Raw genomic sequence first — 19665 nt, forward strand, 5'->3', positions numbered from 1 at the left:
GTCCTCATTCCAGCTCGTCGCCCGCCGTCACACCGCCGATCAGCCCGTAGGACAGCAGATCCGTCATACGCGCCGGATCGCGGACGAGGGGGCGCAGGCGTGCGGCGCATCGCGCCATCCATGCCGCGTCCGAGAGGTGGACGGCAAGGGCTTCCCCGATTTCGACGCGCTCGAAATGCAGGGTCTCGCCCGGAGCGGCCTGCATCGCGCGGGGCATGTCCACCGGCAGGACCGTCCCGATCCGGGGATAGCCGCCGATGCTCTGGCATTCGGGGCCGAGGATATAGGGCAGCCCGGCACCGGTCATCTGGATGTCGCCGGGAACGATCGTCTCCGACAGGAGCGACAGCTGGCCCCGCGCGGCGAAGGGCGCGCCGCCGCTCTCCTGCACAAGCTCTGTTCCCTGCCGGTTGCCCCTGGGCCCGCGGCGGAACCGTGTCGCCGCGAACCGCGCGCGCTGCGCATCCGAGAAGAGCGCGGAATGGGGCCCGTCGAGATAACGCAGCCTGCCGCCGCCGAGCCGCTCCTCCGGCGCGAGCGTCACGCCCGATGGCCCGCCGGGATCGGCGCCGAGCGCGACACGGTCGCCGGCGGCAAGCGGCGCGCCGATCCCCGCGCCGAGATGCGCCGAGCGGCTGCCCAGCACCCGGTCCGCGGCGATGCCGCCGCCGACATGCAGATAGGAATAGACCCCCGCGGTCGCGGGTCCGAGGATCAGGGCCTCGCCCGCGGCCATATGGTGCGAGGCGTTCCAGGCGAGGTTCCGCGTTCCCGCGCGCGCCTCGCGCGGGGCCCCCGTCAATGCGATCCTGGCATCGGCGTCGAGGACGAAGCGTGCCGGGGCCCCGGTGATCTCGATCGCGGCGCAAGTCTGGTCCTGGGCGAGCAGGGCGGCCCCTTCGAGCAAGGCCAGGCGATCCGCCGCGCCCCCGCGGGAGAGCCCCTGCGCCAGGTAGCCCGCGCGCCCGGTATCCTGCACCGTCGATCCGGGGCCGATCGCCTCGATGCACAGGCAACCGCTCATGCGATCGGCTCGGCGCGCGCGCCGCCCATTCCGCCGGGATCATCCGCCTCGATCTCGCGCAGCTCTGCGCCCCCCACAGGGTGCAGGCGCAGCTCGTCGCCGGCCCGGAAGGCAAAGGTCTCATCCCCCCGCGAGGGCCTGAAGGGCTGAAAGGCGCTGCGCCCGATCTGGTGCCACCCGGTCGGCGCCGTCGCCGCGAAGACGATCAGCTGGCGCACCGCCAGCACGATCGCGCCGCGCGGCACTGCCGGCACGAGCGCGGCGCGACGGGGAATGTCCCAGCGGGCCGGCAACATGCCGAAATAGGCCTGCCCCGGCGCGAAACCGAGGGCCAATGCCCGGACCGGGGCGGCGCAGATCTGCGCCACGGCCTCCTCGGGCGCGATGCCTGCGGCGTCGGCGATCGCTCCGAGATCGGGCGCGTCCCCGCCCTCGAAGCTCGCGGGGACATGCCACAGGCGGCGCCCCTGCGGGAGCGGGGCCCGCGCCCAGTCCGCCGCGGCGAGCCGCTCGCGGAGCGCCGACAGGATCGCCTCTCGCACATCCATCGCCGGATCGAAGCGCAGGTAGACCGAGGCGAGCGCGCCTGAGGTTTCCTGCACCCCGGTAATGGGATCGGCTTCGAGGGCCGCGCGCAATGCCAGCGCCGCGCGGTTCGCCTCCATGCTCTCGCCGGCGCGAAAGCGCACCAAGAGGCCATCGATCCCCAGCGCCGCGATCTGCGGGACATCGAAAAGCGGATCATCGGGCCGCTGGGATTGGGTCTCGGGACGGCGCGTCATGGGCCTGACATTCGCCCCCTGAACCGGGCGGCGCAAGGGGGCGCGGCAGGGATGCGCGCGGCACGCGGGCACGGCGGTCGGGCGGCCCGGATGACGGGGAAACGCGCCCAGGCGAAGGCTTGCACTCCCTTGCGAGCGGCGCTAGATACCGTGGCAGCGCGGGTGTTGTGTAATGGTAAGACCCTAGCCTTCCAAGCTAGAGATACGGGTTCGATTCCCGTCACCCGCTCCATCCTCCCCCGCCCCATCAGTACCCTGCCGCGATCGACGCGCCCCCCCTTGCGAGCCGTCCATCCCCCATGCTGTGATGGCGCCGAGCGCAATGCGCCGGACAGGGAGAGCACATGGATCATTCGCAGATACTCGAGGCGTGCGGGCTGCCGCACGGCACCGATGGGCCGGGAGGCCTTGCCGTGACCACGCCCGTCGATGGCAGCGTCATCGCGCGGCTTTCCCAGCACAGTCCCGCGCAGGCGCAGGAGGCGATCGATCGCGCCGCCGCGGCCTTCGAGATCTGGCGCGACGTGCCGGCGCCGCGGCGCGGGGCCCTCGTGCGCCTGATCGGCAAGGAGCTGCGTGCCGAGAAGGAAAATCTCGCCAGGCTGGTTTCCCTCGAATGTGGCAAGATCGTTCAGGAGGGGCGGGGCGAGGTCCAGGAGATGATCGACATCTGCGACTTCGCCCTTGGCCTGTCGCGGCAGCTCTACGGGCTGACGATCGCCTCCGAGCGCCCCGGCCACGCGATGCGCGAGACCTGGCACCCGATGGGCGTCTGCGCGATCATCACGGCGTTCAATTTCCCCGTTGCGCCCTGGTGCTGGAATGCCGCGCTGGCGCTCGTCTGCGGGGATCCGATCATCGCCAAGCCCTCGGAGAAGGCCCCGCTTTGCGCCCTCGCGGTGCAGCGTATCTGCGAGCGGGCCCTCGAGCGGTTCGGCGACGCGCCGGATGGCCTCGTGCAGACCCTGGTGGGGGGCGCCGAGCTTGGGGCCGCCCTCGCAGCCTCGCCGCGGGTCGCGATCGTGTCGGCCACGGGCTCGGTTCCCATGGGCCGGAAGGTCGCCGGCGCTGCGGCCGAGCGCATGGGGCGCTGCATCCTCGAGCTGGGCGGGAACAACGCGATGATCATCGCGCCCTCGGCCGATCTGGAGCTGGCCGTGCGTGCCGCGGTCTTCTCGGCGGTCGGCACGGCGGGGCAGCGTTGCACCTCGCTGCGCCGGCTGATCGTGCACGAGGATGTCGCCGACGGCGTGATCACCCGCCTGCGCCACGCCTATGACGGGCTCAGGATCGGTGATCCGCTGGCCGAGGAGACCCTGGTCGGCCCGCTGATCGATAGCGATGCGGGGACGGCGATGAGCGCGGCGCTGGAGCGTGCCGCGGCGCAGGGCGGAACGGTGCATGGCGGCGCCCCGGTGCTCGGCGATCGCTTTCCCGGCGCCACCTACCGGCAACCGGCCCTCGTGGAGATGCCCGAGCAGAGCGACGTGGTGCATGCCGAGACCTTCGCGCCCATCCTCTATGTCATGCGTTACCGGACGCTCGACGAGGCCATCGCGCTGCAAAACGCGGTTCCCCAAGGGCTGTCATCGTGCATCTTCTCCACCGACATCCGCGAATGCGAGCGGTTCCTGTCGGCCTCCGGCTCCGATTGCGGCATCGCCAACGTCAATATCGGGCCGTCGGGCGCCGAGATCGGCGGGGCATTCGGCGGGGAGAAGGAAACGGGCGGCGGCCGCGAAAGCGGCTCTGACGCCTGGAAAGGCTACATGCGCCGGCAGACGGCGACCGTGAACTGGTCGCGCGAGTTGCCCCTTGCGCAGGGCATCCGCTTCGATCTTTAAGCTCAGGCCGCCAGGCGGCCGGCCAGTCCGCGCAACATCTCGAGACAGGCGGCAAGCTGCGCCGTCTCGAGATACTCGTCCGGCCGATGCGCCTGGGCGATCGCGCCGGGGCCGCAGACGACGACATCGGCGCCGAGCGACTGGAACAGCCCCGCCTCGGTTCCGAAGGCCACGAGCTCGGCCCCGTTCTGCCCGGTCAGGCCGAGCATCAGCTCGCGCGCGGCATTCTCCTCCATCGGCTCGAGCCCGGCCACCTCGCCGATGATCTCCGTACGGATGGTGGCCTCCGGATGCACGGCGCGCATCGCCGGCAAAAGCCGGGCCTCGACATGGTCGGTGATCTGCGCGCGCACCCAGTCGGCATCCGCCTGGCTGACCGGGCGCATCTCCCAATCGACCCGCGCGCGCCCCGGGATGACGTTATGCGCGGTGCCGCCGCTCAGCGCCCCGGTGTTGATCGTCGTCCAAGGGGGATCGAAGCGCCCCCCGGCCGGCGCCCGCGCCTTCAGCGCTTCCTTCAGCTCCATCAGGCGGTGGACATAGGACACGGCGGCCTCGACCGCGTTCACGCCCCGATCCGGCGCCGAGCCGTGACCCTCGAGACCGGTGAAATGGGCGCTGTACTCGCAGCAGCCCTTGTGCCCCTCGATGACCTTCATCTGCGTCGGCTCGCCGATCACGACGAGGTCCGGCCGCAGGCCCTTGCGCTCCAGGAGGCCCACCAGCCTTTGGGCGCCGAGACAGCCGACCTCCTCGTCATGGGTAAAGGCGAAATGGACCGGCTTGCGCAGCCGCCGCGACGCAAGAAGCGGTGCCATCGCGACACATGCCGCGATGAAACCCTTCATGTCGCAGCTGCCGCGACCGAAGAGACGCCCATCCCGCTCCTGCATGACGAAGGGATCTGAGCTCCAGCTCTGCTCTGCGACGGGCACGACATCCGTATGCCCCGACAGCACCAGGCCGCCGGTGTCGCCCTCGCCGATCGTGGCGAACAGGTTGGCCTTGCCGCCGCTCTCGTCGGCCTGGATCTCGATCCGCGCGCCCGCCTCCCCGAGCCGCTCGGCCAGATGGGCGATCAAGTCCAAATTGCTGTCATGCGAGACGGTCGGAAAAGCGAACAGCGTCCCCAGGATGTCCCTCGCGCGGTCCAGATCGTCCATGTGCCGCGCTCCTTCAGCTTCGTCGAAATACCTCGGGGGTCCGGGGGCAGGCCCCCGGTCCGTCCTCTCAGCCCAGGACCTCGGCCACCGCGTCGCGTGCCGCCGATACGATCGTGTCGGCCTCCTCGCGCGTCAGGCACAGCGGCGGCGCGAAGCCGAGGATATCGCCTTGCGGCATCGCCCGCGCGATCACCCCGCGCGACAGCATCGCCGCGACGACCTTCGGTGCGACCTTGCCGGCCGGATCGTAGAAGCGCCGGGCCTCGCGGTCCTCGACCAGTTCGACGGCGGCGAGCATTCCGTCGCCGCGCACCTCTCCCACGTTGCGGTGCCCGCCGAGCGCATCCGTCAGGCCTTCGCGCAGGTAGCGCCCGACGGTGCCCGCGTTCTCGACCAGTCCGAGGCTGTCGATCAGCTTGAGATTGGCCACGCCCGCCGCCGCGCCGATGGGATGCGCGGAGTAGGTCCAGCCATGGCCGATCGCACCGTTCTCGTCGGTGCCCTGCTCGAGCACCTTCCACATCTTGTCGCCCACGATCGAGCCCGACAGCGGCGCGTAGGCGGATGTCAGACCCTTGGCGATGGTGATGAGATCGGGCCGGATGCCGTAATGGTCGGAACCCATCATCGTGCCGAGCCGGCCGAAGCCGGTGACGACCTCGTCGGCAACCAGCAGGATGTCGTGCTTCTCGAGAACCTTCTGGATCGCCTCCCAGTAGCCGGCGGGGGGCGGGACGATGCCGCCCGTCCCCAGGATCGGCTCGGCGACCATGGCGGCGATCGTGTCCGCACCCTCGCGCGCGATCAGCTCCTCGAGCCTTGCGGCGCAATGGGCGGTGAAGGCCGCCTCGTCCATCGAGATGTCTTCGCGGCGGAAGAAATAGGGCGCCTCGGTATGGATCACCGTGTCGAGAGGCAGGTCGAACTTCTTGTGGAAAAGCTCGAGCCCGGTCAGCGAGCCGGTCATCAGCCCCGAGCCGTGATAGCCGCGCCAGCGCGAGATGATCTTCTTCTTCTGCGGCCGTCCCAGGATGTTGTTGTAGTACCAGATCAACTTGATGTTGGTCTCGTTCGCATCCGAGCCGCCGAGCCCGAAATAGACCTTGGACATGCCGGCGGGCGCGCGGTCGAGCACCATTTTCGACAGGGTTATCGAGGCTTCCGTGCCATGGCCGACATAGGCATGGTAATAGGCCAGCTCGCGCGCCTGCTCGGCGATCGCATCGGCGATCTCGGTGCGGCCATAGCCCACGTTCACGCAGTAGAGCCCCGCGAAGCCGTCGAGAAGCCTGTTGCCGTCGCGATCCTCGATATGCACCCCGGAGCCTGACTTCACGATGCGCGATGCGCTCTCGCCGCGCGCGTGCTGGGCGAGATGCGTGGAGGGGTGGAACATGTTCTCGCGGTCCCAGGCGTCGAGCTGGTCGTTTCTCAAATCATCCATGTCCGGGCTCCTCACCATGCTGCGATCATGTCCACTGCACTATTACAGATCGGCGAGGGGCGCAAAGGGTGTAAGGCCCGTGCCCGGCCCCGGGGGCGCTCGGGAGTCGCTCAGGGGTCGGTCCGGGACCCGGTGCGGGGGCCGGTGCGGGGGGCCTCGAAGACGAAACGGGTCTGCTGGGCATAGGATGTGCCCGGTGTCAGCAGCAGCGAGGGAAAATCGGGATGGTGCAGCGCGCCGGGCCACAGCTGCGGCTCGAAGGCCAGCCCCGCGCGGTTGCCGTAGGGGGGGCCGTGCAGGGTCGCGAAATCCTCGCTGTCGAGCGGCGCCATGTCGAAGACCTGGATGCCGGGCTCGGTCGTGTCGATCCGCAACGAGACCCCGGAGCGCCCCGTCAGGCGCAGGGCGGGAACGGGGGCGGGCCGGCGCGCGCGGGCAAGGCAGAAGTTGTGATCGATGCGTCCCGTTTTTTGCGGATCGAGCCGCACCGGATCGCGGTAGTCGAAACGGGTCCCGGCCACGGGGGCGATTTCCCCGGTCGGCAGGTTCTCGGGCGACATCGGCAGGTAGTGCTCGGCATCGATCGAAAGGCTCTGACCGCTCCAGTCGGCCCCGCCATCCATCGTCCAGTAGCCGTGATGGGCGATGTTCATGGCGGTCAGGTGGTCGGTCTCGGCACCGATATCGAGCCGCAGCGTCGAGGGCGCCTCGATGGCATAGCGTGCCGTGATGCGCCGATTGCCGGGGAAGCCGCCATCGCCATGGGCAAGGTCGATCGCAAGGCTCACATGCGCCTCGCCGCGCTCCACGATGCGCCAGAGCTCAAATTGCGTGCCCGCGCGCCCCGAATGGAGCGTCGCGCCCCCCATGTTGTCCTCGAAGCGGTATCGCGCGCCGCCGATCATCGCCTCCGCGCCCTTGATGCGGTTCGCGACGGGGCCGATCACCGCGCCGAAATGCGCAAGCGGTCCGAGATAGGCGGCCAGGTCGGGCGCGCCGAGCGTGAGCCCGTGATCGACGCCGTCGAGCCTGACATCCTGCAAGATCGCGCCGAGGGTGAGGATGCGCACGCGCAGCGCGCCGCCCGAAAGCGCGATCGTCTCCACCGCGCGCCCGCCTGGCAGGTGGCCCATCACCTGCACCGCGCCGCTCACAGCGCCCTCCAGGCGACGCCGGCGGGGGCGATGCGCATTCCGTCGATTTCGACCGTCTCGGGCAGGTAGTTGAACCAGAAGCGGTGGGTGGCCGTGTCGCGCCGCCGCAACCCGTCCGGCAGATCGAGCGCCTCGATCCCCACCTGCGCGCAGGCCTGCCGGACGATCCGCGCGAAGGCGTCCGGGTCGGGCCAGCCGCACAGGTAACGCAAGGCCCCCCCGCACAGCATCGCCGGCCGTCCATCGGCGGTCCATTCCGCGATCTCGGCCGTGCCCTCGAGATGCTCGAACCAGCGCTGGAAGGCGCCGCCGGATGCAAGCGGGAGGGGCGCGGCCGGCGGCAGGCTCTCGGACAGGCCCACGGCGGCCGGAAGCCCATCGAGCGCGGGCGGCAGGGGCAGGGGGATCGACATCTCCGGGGTGGCGGCATTGGCGCGCGGCCCGACAAGCGCGATCCCCTCCATGCGCGCGAACGCCTCCCGGAGCGCGGGCGGGATCACCGCGAGCCCCGGCGCGAGCACGAGCGCGTAGCCCGACAGGTCCGCCGTGCCCGGCGGCAGGATGTCGATATTCAGTCCCGCCCGCCGCAGCGCCCTGTAGGCATCGAGGCAGAGCTCGAAATACGAGAAATCCGCGCCCTGAGGCTGCGTCTCCCACGCCCAGGCGGAGGCATAGTCGAAGATCAGCGCGGCCCGCGCCTTCCCCGTTCCCGCCTGTGGCATCTGCGCGATCTCGCGCCCGACCTGCGCGGCTTCCTCCAGCCCCGGCGCCGCGGCGCTGTCGGGACGCAGCAGGCCGGCGTGATGCTGCTCCTGGGCGAAGGGCACCTGCCGCCAGCGGAAATAGCAGACGGTCTCCGCCCCGTGGGCGAAGGCCTCCCAGCTCCAGAGGCGTACCATGCCGGGGAGCGGGGCGGGGTTCCACGGTGCCCAGTTCACCGGGCCGGGCTGCTGCTCCATCACCCACCAGCGCCCGCGCCCCACCGCGCGGTAGAGGTCGTGATGGAAGGCCTGCATGTCCGGATCGCCCTGGCGCAGGAAGCGGGTCTTGCGCGCGGGCGTGCCTTCGAGCCGGTCCGACAGGAAGCCGATCGGGTAGCTGTCCCAGCTGGCGATATCGAGATCATCGCCCACGGCGTAATGATCGAAGCCTGTCTCGCGGCCCATGTAATTGTGGATCAGCGGCGCGCGGGTATGACGGCGCAGCGCCTCGGCCTGCGCGCGGTTGAAGTGCACCACCTGGTCCGAGCTGAACCGGCGGAAGGCCATGACATGGGCGGGGTTCGCCTCGGTCACGGTGAGCATCGGCAGGCCGATCTCCTCCATCGCGCCGTATTCCATCGACCAGAAGACGTTTCCCCAGGCCCGGTTCAGCGCCTCGGCCGACTGGTAACGCTGCGCGCACCAGTCCCGGAATGCCTCGCGCGCTGCGGGGGAATAGCTCAGGGACGTGTCGTGGCAGCCGTATTCGTTGTCGATCTGCCAGCCGACGATGCGCGGATCGCGACCGTAGCGCGCGCCGAGCAGGTCGGCGATGCGGACGCATTCGCCCCTGTAGCCTTCATGCGAGAAGCAGTAATGGCGCCGCGATCCGAACTCCCTCGGGCGGCCCTCGCGATCATGGGCGAGCATGCCCGGATGGCGCGCGAGCATCCAGCGCGGCGGCGTCGCGGTGGGGGTGCACATCACGATTCCGAGCCCGGCCTGCGCCAGTGTCTCGATCGCCGCATCGAGCCAGTCGAAACTCAGCGCGCCGGGGGCCGGCTCGATCCGGCTCCAGGCAAACTCGGCGATGCGCACGCGGGTGATGCCGGCCGCGCGCATCCGCGCGGCATCCTCGGCCCAGAGCTCCTGCGGCCAGTGTTCGGGATAGTAGCAGACGCCGAGGCTGCGATCGGTCATGGGGAACGCTCGTGGATATGGAAGGCGGAGAGGGCGGAACGGGCCGCGCACCGGGCCGTGGCGGGGCCCGGAACGATGGGGCGGGGCGCGAGGGGGTAGGGCACGAGGAGGCGATGAGCGCGGCGCCGGACGGGGGCGTGCCTCAAGGGATCACCCGCGGCTCCGGGCGGCCGGTGCCCGCGCCGGTGACGGCGAAGGTGCTGCCCTGGCCTTGCGGTGCGCCGCCCTCCATGTCCTGCGCCGCGCTGGTGCAATAGAGGACCGACAGGTCGGGACCGCCGAAGGCGGGACAGGTGGGCTGCTTGGCGGGCAGGGACACGGTGCGGATTTCCGTTCCATCGGGTGCGTAGCAGGCCAGGCGCCCGGCGCCGTATTGCGCGCTCCACAGGTTGCCGGCCGCATCGATGACGGCCCCGTCGGGCCGCAGGCCGCGCGGGCCGAGGTCGAGCCAGTCGGTCGCCGGCCCCGTGGGCCAGCCATCCTCGCCGAGCGGTACGCGGCAGATCACCGCGCGGGCGGTGTCGGTGAAATGGGCAAGCCGGCCATCGGCGGAGAAGCAGATCGCATTGGGAATGGTCAGATCGCCGAAGAGGCGGCGCATCTCGCCGCGATGATAGCGCCAGATCGCGCCCGCTCCCGGCTCGGCCCGCCGGCCCATCGTGCTGATCCAGAAGCCGCCATGCGGATCGGCGCGCCCGTCATTGGAACGCGTCTCGGGCCGGTCCGCCTCCAGATCGCACAGAGGCGCCGTCTCGCCATCGGAAATGGCAAAGCGCATCAGGGCGCGGTCGCCGGCGACGATCAGGGTGTCGTCGTCGATCCAGCCCGCGGCCGAGACCGGCCCGTCGAAGGTCCAGTGCCGCGCGCCGCCCGCCATGCGCGTCAGCAGGCGGCAGGCATTGATGTCGAACCAGAAAAGCTGTTGCCGGCCGGGATGCCATAGCGGGCCTTCGCCCAGATCGCAGGCCCGCGCATCGTGAACTTTCACCCTCATCGGGACAATGCATCCCATGCGTCCACCAGGGTGGCGGCTCGCGCGGCGATGTCCTCCACCGCGTCACCGGGCCTGTAGAGGTTCGAGCCGAGGCCGAAGCCGCTGGCCCCGGCGGCCCGCCATTGAGCGAATTGCGGCGCGCCGACACCGCCGACCATGAACAGCTCCGCCTCGTGCGGGAGCACAGCGCGCAGCGCCTTCAGACCCTCCGGGCCAAGCTGGAAGGCCGGGAATATCTTGATCCCGCTGGCGCCCGCGGCAAGGGCGGCGAAGCATTCGGTCGCGGTGAGCGCGCCGGGATAGCTCTCGAGGCCGAGGGCGATGCTCGTCCGGATCACATCGGGATCGGTATTGGGCGAGACGATCATCCTACCCCCCGCCCGTGCCACTGCCGCCACGTCCTCGATCCCGAGGACCGTGCCCGCCCCGATCACCGCCTCGTGGCCATGCGCCTTCGCCATGGCGGCGATGCTCTCAAGGGGGGAGGGCGAGTTGAGCGGCACCTCGATCCGGGTGATCCCGGCCGCGATCAGGGCCGCCGTGACCGGAACCGCCTCGTCGGGGTCGATGCCGCGCAGGATGGCGATCAAAGGGCGGCTCATCGTGAGGTCTCCTCGAGGTTGCGGCGGGCGGCGAGAAGCCCCGCGCGGGTCATCGCGTCGCCGCGCGTCTGGATCGGCGAGGACCCCTGGGCGGCAAGCGCATCGGTGTAGCGCGCGCTCAGCTCGGCCGAGCCGATCAGCGCGACTTGCTGGCCAAGCCAGTAGGGCCGCATCGCCCCCAGTTCCGCCCCGATCAGCAATCCCGACAGCCTGGCCTGCGCCGTGCCGGCATCCTGGCCGTTGACCAGCTCCTCGGCACGCAGCTCGAAAAGCCGCACCGCAAGCGCCTCGGGCCGCGACAGCCCGTCGGCGACGGCCTCCTCGAAGACGCCCGTTGGCCAATCCCGGCCCGGCATGCCGAGCGTGTGGCGCAGGACGGTATGCCCGCCGATCGCGGCATGCAGCTCACCGGTCATCGCGGTGCGGAAGCTGACCACCTCGCCGGCGCTGATGCGTGCCCATTTGCCATGGCTGCCCGGCAGGCAGATGACGCCGTCAAAATCGGGATTGTGCAGCAGGAAACCGGCGATCTGCGTCTCCTCGCCGCGCATCACATCCGCCGGGCGGCGCTGGCGCAGGCCGGGGATCACGTGGACGGTGACCTGCGCATCATCGATCGGCGCGGTCACGGGGGGCGCGGCGAGGGGCTGGGTCGGAACGTCGCTGTAGGGTGCCTCGATCCAGCCCTGGCGCGAGCCGACCATGCCGGCGGCGATCACCTGGACGCGTCGGCCGGGGCGGCGCCAGGGGGCGATGAGCTCCAGCAGCACGGGCGCGAACTGCGACTGCGACAGGCAGCCCATCCCCTTGTCGGACTGCCGCTGCGCAAGGACCGAGCCGCCGGCATCCATCGCCCAGGCCCGCAGGTTCGACGTGCCCCAGTCGATCCCGATCCAGTCGAAATCGACGGCGCTCGGGACATCGGCGCTTGGGACATCGGCGCGCGGGGCGCCGGGATCATCGGGGGACATGCTCATGGCCCGAGCATAGGCCGCTGCGATGCGGCGGCAAGCGCCCGCCCGATCACAGCCGCACCCCCTCGACGGTCCACATCGTGCCGGGCCAGGCCCAGGGCAGGCGCAGGCCCTGGGACATCAAGGCCCGGCCCGACAGGGTGACCGGTCCATCCTTGAGCGCCAGCGGCCCGCGGCTTTGCGGGGGCAGGTCCTCGGGGTTGACCAGTCGCAGCCTGTAGAAGGCATACGGGTCGAGCCCGGCGAGGCGCAGCGGCCGCGGCAGGCTTTGTGCCATGCTGGCCCAAGTGCCGGCGAAGAGGACGAAGCGCCCGCCATCGGCGGCGATCTGTTGCTCGGCGGTCAGGGCCGGATCGGCACTGTCGAGGGGCAGGATGCGGCCGCGATGCATCCAGTCTCGGTTGGCCTTGTACCAATCGGTGATCCGCCGCAGCACGTCCATTTCCCCCGCGTCGAGCTCGCGCGGGTCCATCTCGAAACCCATGTGGCGCTGGGCGGCCACCCAGCCGCGGAACGCGATGGAGAGGATGCGCCCGGAGCTGTGGCTGGCGCGCGGGCCGACATGGCTGCCGGTCACGGCCGCGGGCAGGAAGAGCGCCGCCTCGTGCTGCATCCTCAACCGCTCGATCGCGTCGTTGCTGTCGGACAGCCAGACCCTGTGGGTGCGCGACAGGATGCCGGCATCGATCCGGCCCCCTCCCGATGCGCAGCTCTCGATCTCGACCCCGGGATGGGCGGCGCGCAGGCGATCCAGCAGATCGTAGATCCCGTCGGTCTGGGCCGGGTCGACATGCGGCAGGACGCGGTTGTGATCCCATTTGAGGTAATCGATGGGATGGGCTCGCAGGAGGGCGCCGATGGCCTCCAGCAGATGCGCGCGCACCTCGGGGCGGGCCATGTCGAGCAGGTATTGCCCCCGGCCCGGAACCTGCATGGCCGGTCCCAGGAGCCAGTCGGGATTGGCGCGGTAGAGATCGCTGTCGAGATTGACCATCTCGGGTTCGACCCACAGACCGAAGGACATGCCCAGCCCGGTCACGTGGTCGATGAGCGGAGCGAGCCCGCCGGGCCACTTGCGCCGGTCCACCTGCCAGTCGCCGAGCGATGTCGTGTCGTCGTCGCGCCCTTGCGCCGTGCCGCCGAACCATCCGTCGTCGAGTACGAAACGTTCGGCGCCGAGCGCCGCCGCTCGATCGGCGATCGCGATCAGGGCATCGGCGGACTGGTCGAAATAGATCGCCTCCCAGCAGTTGTAATGCACCGGGCGGGGGCGGCCGGGATCGGGCCAGGGCACCAGCCGGTCGCGCAGCAGCCGCTGATGGGCGCGGGCGATGCCAGCCTCTCCCTCGGCGCTGTAGGCGGCGAGCGCGAGGCCGCTCTCGAAGCGGGTCGCGGGGGCGCTTGCCGCGCCGAAGCTCTTGCCGATCTGCACCTGCCGGCGCCCATCCGCCAGCTCCTCGGCCAGCATCCTGTGTCCGCCGGACCAGGCGAGTTGGAGCGCGAAGACCTCGCCCGCCGTCTTCGTCGCCCCCCGGCAAGGCAGCAGGACGGCCGGGAAATGCTCGTGCCCCGAGCGCCCGGTGCGCGCCTCGCGCATCCTGATGCCGGCCGACCAGGGGGTGCGGTTGCGGTGGAACTCGCGCAGCCAGGTGCCGTGGAAGTCAACGATCTCGGTGCCGCATTGCGGACCGGGCAGCACCGGTGCGCTCAGCCAGGCCAGGCGCATGGGTGTGTCGCTCTCGAGCGTGGCCGAGAGCCGCAGGACGCCGCTCCCCTCCTCGGGTTCGATCCGCGCGGCATGGCGCAGGCCAAGCATGGTGTCGACATGATGCAGCACGAGCGCCGCGCCGTCCCGCTCGGCATGGGCGAAGCGCAGCGCGGGCGCGAGGGGCTTGCCGGCGGCATCCGCGATCCACAGGCCGGGCTGTCCGGGGAAGGACGCCCCCGGCGAGGGGCAGATGCCGGCCGGGATCGTCGCGTCGAGCGAGCCGCCGGTCAGATCGGAGCGCGCGGCGGCGGCCAATGCCTCGAGGTCCTCCTCGCGCGGCAGCGGCGCCCCCCAGTAGACGATCTCGGCCATCCGCAGGTCCAGCGGGCCGGGAAGCACCGCGAGGACGAGGCTCTGTACGCCGTCATCGACGCGCCAGCAGGTGGTCATGACGCACTGTCCTTTCGTGTCGTTCCGAAGGGGCCGTGGGCCCGGGACGTCTTATTTCACGGCGCCGAGCGTCAGGCCGGCGATGAAGTGCCTTTGCATCGCGAAGAACATCGCGACCGGGGGCAGGGCGGCCACGATGCTTCCCGCGCTCATCAGGTGATAGGCGGCGCGGTACTGCGCATTGAAGCTGGTGATGCCGGCGGTGACGGGTTGCGATTCCACCCCCTGCGTCAGCACCACGGCCCAGAAATAGTCGTTCCATATGAAGGTGAAGACGAGGACCGCCAGCGCCGCGAGAGCGGGTTTCATCAGGGGCAGCACGACATACCAGAAGATGCGCCATTCGGCGATCCCCTCGACCCGCGCCGCCTCGATCAGCTCGAAGGGGAGGGCGCGGATGAAGTTGCGCATGAAGAGGGTGCAAAAGCCCGTCTGGAAGGCGATGTGGAAGAGGACGAGCCCGGTCTTGGTGTTGTAGAGTCCCATGTCCAGGGTCAGGTCGCGCACCGGCACCATTAGGATCTGGAACGGCACGAAGTTGCCGGCCACGAACATGAAGAAGATCCACAGGTTGGACCTGAAACGGTAGATGCCCAGGGCGAAGCCGGTCATCGCCGACAGCGCGACCGCGCCCAGCACGGTCGGAGCGGTGATCAGCACCGAGTTCAGCAGGTAGCGCGGCATGTCCGATTCGAGAAAGACCTTCGAATAGTTCGACACGCCCTCGAAGGAGGAGGGCCATCCCCAGTAATTGGCGTTCGAGAAATCGGCATCCGGGCGGATCGAGAAGACCGCGACGGCGATCAGCGGAAGCAGCCACAGGATCAGCGCGACCGGCAACAGCGCCTGGTAGGCGGCGCGTCCCGCCGGGGAGCGTTTCTCGATCGGGGTGGGGAACATCTCAGACCTTTCGTCCGTCCGCGCCGCGGCCGGAGCCTGCGGCGCAGGTATTTGCACGAAGATGAAGGGGGCACGGCAGCAAGAGGCTCATCTGTCGCGCTCCTCGCGATACATCGACCACAGGAAATACGCGATGAAGAGCAGCATGATCACGAAGAGGACCACGGCGATGGCCGCTCCGTAGCCCATGCGGAAGCCGTATTCGGACAGGGCCACCTCGAACATGTAGAAGCTCAGCACCCGGCTTTCGCCGAAAGGGCCGCCATTGGTCATGATCGAGATGAGATCGAAGCTGCGCAGCGCGCCGATGATGGTGACGACGAAGGCGATGAAGGTGGCCGGGCGCAGTTGCGGCAGGACCACGTGCCACAGCATCCGCCAGCCCTTGGCCCCGTCGAGGCGTCCGGCCTCGATCTGCTCCGGGTTCACCGCGTTGAGCCCGGTGAGATAGAGGATCATGCAATAGGCCGTCTGCGGCCAGAGGCCGGCGGCGATGATCCCGTAGGTGACATAGGCCGGATCGCCCAGCACGTTGACCGGCCCGAGGCCGACCCAGCCCAGCACGATGTTCAGAAGGCCGAATGTCGGATCGTAGAACCAGGTGAAGACGAGGCCGACCACGACCTGGCTGATCACGAAGGGGAAGAAAAAGAGTGATTTGTAGAGCCTGATCCCCGTGACGGTCTGGTTCAGGAAGAGGGCGATGAAGAGGCCCGCCGGGATGGCCAGAAGATAGAGCAGGAGCCAGATCACGTTGTTGCGCAGGGAGGTGTAGAAGGCCGGGTCCTCGGCCAGCTCGGCATAGTTCTCCATGCCGATGTAGCGCGGCTCGCCGAGCCCGTCCCAGGCATGGAGCGAGACGTCGAAGCTCTGGAATATGGGGAAGATGACGTAGAGCGCGAAAAAAGCGATGCCGGGGGCGAGGAAGAGCCAGGGGGTGATGCCGATCTGGTTGCGGCGCCACCAGGATCGTCCGCGGCCGGGATGGGTGTCGGGCAATGTCGCTTGGGTCATCTCGGGGCTCCGGCGGGGGCGTCGGGGGCAGCGGGGGCGGCGGGGCCGGATGGCCGCCGGCGCGAAGGGGGACGGCGCGCCGTCCCCCCCATCGGCGGGGCATCACTCGTAGATGCGCTCCGCGGCCTTTTGCAGCCTTTGCAGGATCTGGTCGAGATTGTCTGGCCGGACCATGAATTCCTGGAAGCCTTCCATCGCGACCTTGGCCATCTCGGCCGGGGCATCGCGGTCGAAGAACTGCGCCACGCCGCCGGGGCTGTTCTCGGAGAGGGTGGTGAAGCCCTCCTTGAGGAACTTGTCCTCGTCGACCGAGCTTTCGGCATTGACCGGAAGCTGTCCAAGGGCGTCGCCCGCGTTGATCATCGTCTGGTTCTCGGCGGAGGTCACGAACTTGAGGAACGCCTTGGCGGCCTCTGGGTTCTGCGCGCCCGAGGGGATGTGGAAGGTGTCGGTGGGCGCGTCCTCGGCCAGTTCGACATCGGGGTTGATGGCGGGGAACTGGTAGTAGTCGAGCTGCTCGTCGGTCAATCCGGCCTCGCGCAGCGGGGCGACCGCGAAATTGCCCATCAGGTAGGCGGCGGCCTCGCCGTTGACCATGAAGGGCAGGGCCTCCTGCCAGCTATAGGCGGTGTGGTTGTCGATGAAGGCGCCCATGTCGATCAGTTCGCGCCAGTTGGCGAAGGTCTGGCGCACGCCCTCGTCGGTCCAGGCGACCTCGCCCGCGGTCAGCTTCATGTGGTAGTCGAAGCCGTTGGTGCGCAGGTTGAGGTAATCGAACCAGCCTCCGGCGGTCCACAGGAACTTGGTGCCGATGGTGAAGCATTTCACGCCATTGTCGAGCAGGGTCTGGCAGTTCGCCTTGAAGCTCTCCCAGTCCTGCGGCTCGTCGAGGCCGTACTGGTCATAGAGGTCCTTCCGGTAATAGACCCCCCACTGGTAGTAGGTATAGGGCACGCCATACTGCTTGCCGTCCATCGTCATCGCGCCCTTGGTGGAGGCGAGCTGCGCGCTCATCTCGTCATCCCACAGATCGGAGACGTCCATGAAGAGACCCGCATCCACGTAGGGCGCCATGCGGTTGCCGGCATACCAGTTGGCCACGTCGGGGGGATTGGCGCTCAGGAAGTTGCGGATCTGCGTCTTGTAGGCCTCGCGGTCGATGACCGTCAGCTCGACATCGAGATCGGGATGCATCTGCTCGAACCGCTCGACCATGCCCTCCATCACGGCGCGCGGCGCCGGGTTCGACATGTCCGAGAAGATCTTCAGATCGCCCTCGAGCTTCATTTCATGCGAGCCGGCGAAGGCACCCCCGGCGCTCAGCGCCAGCAGGGACAACGCGGCAAGCGGGGCCGTCAATCTGTTGAGCATGGTTTCCTCCCTCTCATGATGCAATTCGGTGCGGCACGCCCATCTCGTTTGTGTCTCGAAATGTGAAACCGTGTTTTGCATATTGAAAACTCTGCCGCGAAAGCGTTAGGCTGTCAACAGCGATGCAGGGGAGGATGTCCGCGGTGGCAGGCAAGGGGGACGGCACGATCGGCAAGGCGCTCTCGGTGCTCGACCAGGTCGCGGCGCTGGGCCGGCCCGTGCGCTTCAGCGAGCTGGTCCCGCACAGCCCGTTTCCCAAGGCGACGCTCTACCGTTTCCTGCAAAGCCTCGTGAGCCAGGGAATGCTCGCGCATGATCCCGAGCGGGGGGTCTACACGCTCGGCCTGCGCCTCGTGCGCCTGGCGCACAGCGCCTGGTCCACCGCCTCGCTCGCCCCGGTGGCGCGCCCCCATCTCGACCAGCTCTCCGCGAAGGTCGGCGAAACCGTCCACCTCGCGCAGCTCGACCATGCTCAGGTGCTCTATGTCGACAAGCGCAATGCCGGCATTCCCGTCGAGATGTATTCGCAGGCCGGCAAGGTCGGCCCGGCCTATTGCACCGGGGTGGGCAAGGCGATGCTGGCCTTCCTGCCGCCGGACATGCTCGATGGCGTGCTCTCGCAGCAAAGCTACCATCCCTTCACCCACTCCACGCTGACGGGGGCCGCCGAGCTGCGCGCGGCGCTCGCACGCATCAAGGAGCGCGGCCACGCCTTCGACCGCGAGGAGCACGAGCCCGGCATCATCTGCGTGGCCGTTCCGATCCTGTCGCGCGAGGGGCGCGTGCTCGGCGCCGTGTCGATCACCGGCAGCACCGAGCGCACGGGGCTCGCCGCGCTGGAGCGTTTCGTTCCGGCGTTGCGCGCGGCGGCCACCGCCATCGCCGAGGATGCGGGGAACTGGCAGTTTCCGGACGCCGCGCCACAGATCATCTCGAAAACAGGATAGCACTCATGTCAGGTGTCACGCTCAGCAATGTCATCAAGCGCTACGGACAGGTCCAGGTGATCCACGGCATCGACCTCGAGATCGCCGATGGCGAGTTCTGCGTCTTCGTCGGGCCGTCCGGCTGCGGCAAGTCCACGCTGCTGCGCATGGTGGCGGGGCTGGAGGAGACGACGGCGGGCCGGATGAGCATCGGCGCGCGCGACGTCACGCATGAGGATCCGGCCGAGCGGGGCGTCGCCATGGTGTTCCAGACCTATGCGCTCTACCCGCACATGACGGTGGCCGAGAACATGGGGTTCGGGTTGCGGATGAACGGCCATCCCAAGGCCGAGATCCGCGAGAAGGTCGCCGAGGCGAGCCGTATCCTGAAGCTCGACGACTACCTCAAGCGCAAGCCCGCCGCCCTGTCGGGGGGGCAGAGGCAGCGCGTCGCGATCGGCCGCGCGATCGTGCGTGGCCCGGAGGTGTTCCTTTTCGACGAGCCGCTCTCCAACCTCGATGCCGAGCTGCGGGTCGAGATGCGGGTGGAGATCGCGCGGCTCCACAAGGAGATCGGCGCCACGATGATCTACGTCACCCATGACCAGGTCGAGGCGATGACCCTTGCCGACAAGATCGTCGTGCTGCGCGCCGGGCGGATCGAGCAGGTCGGCGCGCCGCTCGATCTCTACCGCGATCCCGACAACCGCTTCGTCGCGGGCTTCATCGGCTCGCCGGCCATGAATTTTCTCGAAGGCACCGTGCGCAACGGGGCGGTGGAGGTGCCCGCCCTCGGGCGCGCCGTGCCCGTGCCCGTGCGCCTGCCGCCGGAGGGGACGACGGTGATCCTCGGCCTGCGCCCCGAACATCTGGGCCTGGTGGAAGGCGACGAGAGCTTCACGGTCGAGTTGACGGAGGCGCTTGGCGGTGTCTCCTACGCCTATCTGGTGGCTGGCAATGGCGAGCGGATCATCGTCGAGGAGCGGGGCGATCAGCGCTCGCGGCCCGGTCGGCGCGTCGGGATCACCTTCGAGCCGGAAAGGGCCATGCTCTTCGATGCGCAGACCGAGCTGCGCCTGCGCTGAACGGGCCGGGTGCCGCGCCGGTCACTGGCGGTGAGACAAGGAGCGGGCGGGGGCATCCGGCGCACGGGTTTCGCCCTATCCCTCCTGCGCGCCGCAAGGCAGCCGCAGCGTCGCCCGCAGGCCGCCCCCCGCCCGGTTCCCGAGCGCGACCGTGCCGCCATGGGAGCGTGCGATCGCCTGCGCGATGGACAGGCCGAGCCCCGCGCCGCCGGTCCCGGCGTTCCGGCTTGCCTCGCCGCGCACGAACGTAAGCGTTTCCTGGCCCGCACCTTCCCAATTCTCACCTGACCTGAGATTTCGCACCTGACGGAGATTAGGGCAGGAGTTTC

Annotated in this window: 17 protein-coding genes and 1 tRNA gene; 4 read left to right on the plus strand and 14 right to left on the minus strand. The window is 69.3% G+C overall.

The window, feature by feature from the left end; all coding sequences use genetic code 11:
* Positions 1-4 precede the first annotated feature (4 nt).
* Positions 5-1024 carry a 5-oxoprolinase subunit C family protein gene (locus PMES_RS15535; protein ID WP_159966652.1) on the minus strand — a complete coding sequence of 340 codons (1020 nt, stop codon included), beginning with the start codon at positions 1022-1024 and terminating at the stop codon, positions 5-7.
* Positions 1021-1806, minus strand: a complete 786-nt coding sequence (locus PMES_RS15540) for a 5-oxoprolinase subunit B family protein (RefSeq protein ID WP_159966653.1) — start codon at positions 1804-1806, stop codon at positions 1021-1023. Before PMES_RS15540 ends, PMES_RS15535 begins: the two co-directional genes overlap by 4 nt.
* A gap of 158 nt (positions 1807-1964) precedes the next feature.
* Here PMES_RS15540 and PMES_RS15545 point away from each other — a divergent pair.
* Together PMES_RS15545 and amaB are read left to right on the plus strand one after the other, a co-directional pair.
* Positions 1965-2038 (plus strand) — tRNA-Gly (locus tag PMES_RS15545).
* 112 nt (positions 2039-2150) lie between these two features.
* Positions 2151-3650 carry an L-piperidine-6-carboxylate dehydrogenase gene (gene amaB / locus PMES_RS15550; protein WP_159966654.1) on the plus strand — a complete coding sequence of 500 codons (1500 nt, stop codon included), beginning with the start codon at positions 2151-2153 and terminating at the stop codon, positions 3648-3650.
* A gap of 2 nt (positions 3651-3652) precedes the next feature.
* Here amaB and argE read toward each other — a convergent pair whose 3' ends face one another.
* The 11 genes from argE to PMES_RS15605 form a co-directional block, all read right to left on the minus strand.
* On the minus strand, positions 3653-4813 hold the full coding sequence (gene argE, locus PMES_RS15555) for an acetylornithine deacetylase (RefSeq protein WP_159966655.1): 1161 nt from the start codon (positions 4811-4813) through the stop codon (positions 3653-3655).
* 67 nt (positions 4814-4880) lie between these two features.
* Positions 4881-6257 carry an aspartate aminotransferase family protein gene (locus tag PMES_RS15560; RefSeq protein WP_159966656.1) on the minus strand — a complete coding sequence of 459 codons (1377 nt, stop codon included), beginning with the start codon at positions 6255-6257 and terminating at the stop codon, positions 4881-4883.
* A gap of 110 nt (positions 6258-6367) precedes the next feature.
* Positions 6368-7411: an aldose epimerase family protein gene (locus PMES_RS15565; protein WP_236549838.1), complete on the minus strand. Its 1044-nt coding sequence runs from the start codon at positions 7409-7411 to the stop codon at positions 6368-6370.
* The gene (locus PMES_RS15570; protein ID WP_159966657.1) at positions 7408-9312 is read right to left on the minus strand and encodes a beta-galactosidase; all 1905 of its coding nucleotides are present in this window, start codon (positions 9310-9312) and stop codon (positions 7408-7410) included. The genes PMES_RS15565 and PMES_RS15570 overlap by 4 nt, the downstream gene beginning before the upstream one ends.
* Before the next feature lie 142 nt (positions 9313-9454).
* Positions 9455-10306: an SMP-30/gluconolactonase/LRE family protein gene (locus tag PMES_RS15575; protein WP_159966658.1), complete on the minus strand. Its 852-nt coding sequence runs from the start codon at positions 10304-10306 to the stop codon at positions 9455-9457.
* Positions 10303-10908: a 2-dehydro-3-deoxy-6-phosphogalactonate aldolase gene (locus tag PMES_RS15580; protein ID WP_159966659.1), complete on the minus strand. Its 606-nt coding sequence runs from the start codon at positions 10906-10908 to the stop codon at positions 10303-10305. Before PMES_RS15580 ends, PMES_RS15575 begins: the two co-directional genes overlap by 4 nt.
* On the minus strand, positions 10905-11885 hold the full coding sequence (locus tag PMES_RS15585; protein WP_236549839.1) for a 2-dehydro-3-deoxygalactonokinase: 981 nt from the start codon (positions 11883-11885) through the stop codon (positions 10905-10907). Before PMES_RS15585 ends, PMES_RS15580 begins: the two co-directional genes overlap by 4 nt.
* A gap of 46 nt (positions 11886-11931) precedes the next feature.
* On the minus strand, positions 11932-14040 hold the full coding sequence (locus tag PMES_RS15590) for an alpha-galactosidase (RefSeq protein ID WP_159966660.1): 2109 nt from the start codon (positions 14038-14040) through the stop codon (positions 11932-11934).
* Between the two features lie 51 nt (positions 14041-14091).
* The gene (locus tag PMES_RS15595) at positions 14092-14940 is read right to left on the minus strand and encodes a carbohydrate ABC transporter permease (RefSeq protein ID WP_159966661.1); all 849 of its coding nucleotides are present in this window, start codon (positions 14938-14940) and stop codon (positions 14092-14094) included.
* A gap of 87 nt (positions 14941-15027) precedes the next feature.
* Positions 15028-15954 carry a carbohydrate ABC transporter permease gene (locus PMES_RS15600; protein ID WP_159966662.1) on the minus strand — a complete coding sequence of 309 codons (927 nt, stop codon included), beginning with the start codon at positions 15952-15954 and terminating at the stop codon, positions 15028-15030.
* 102 nt (positions 15955-16056) lie between these two features.
* Complete coding sequence (locus tag PMES_RS15605) at positions 16057-17325, minus strand: ABC transporter substrate-binding protein (protein ID WP_159966663.1); 1269 nt, start codon at positions 17323-17325, stop codon at positions 16057-16059.
* A gap of 134 nt (positions 17326-17459) precedes the next feature.
* Between PMES_RS15605 and PMES_RS15610 the strand changes: the two genes are divergently transcribed.
* Positions 17460-18272 (plus strand): IclR family transcriptional regulator, encoded by an 813-nt coding sequence (locus PMES_RS15610; protein ID WP_236549840.1) that lies wholly within the window; start codon positions 17460-17462, stop codon positions 18270-18272.
* A gap of 5 nt (positions 18273-18277) precedes the next feature.
* The gene (locus tag PMES_RS15615) at positions 18278-19336 is read left to right on the plus strand and encodes an ABC transporter ATP-binding protein (RefSeq protein ID WP_159966665.1); all 1059 of its coding nucleotides are present in this window, start codon (positions 18278-18280) and stop codon (positions 19334-19336) included.
* A 75-nt stretch (positions 19337-19411) separates the two neighbouring features.
* Here the strand turns inward: PMES_RS15615 and PMES_RS15620 are convergent.
* Positions 19412-19665, minus strand: a 254-nt coding sequence (locus PMES_RS15620; protein ID WP_236549841.1) for an ATP-binding protein, incomplete at its 5' end; no start/stop codon positions are given.

The sequence above is a fragment of the Profundibacterium mesophilum KAUST100406-0324 genome (assembly GCF_009835145.1).
In the GTDB taxonomy this organism is placed as follows: domain Bacteria; phylum Pseudomonadota; class Alphaproteobacteria; order Rhodobacterales; family Rhodobacteraceae; genus Profundibacterium; species Profundibacterium mesophilum.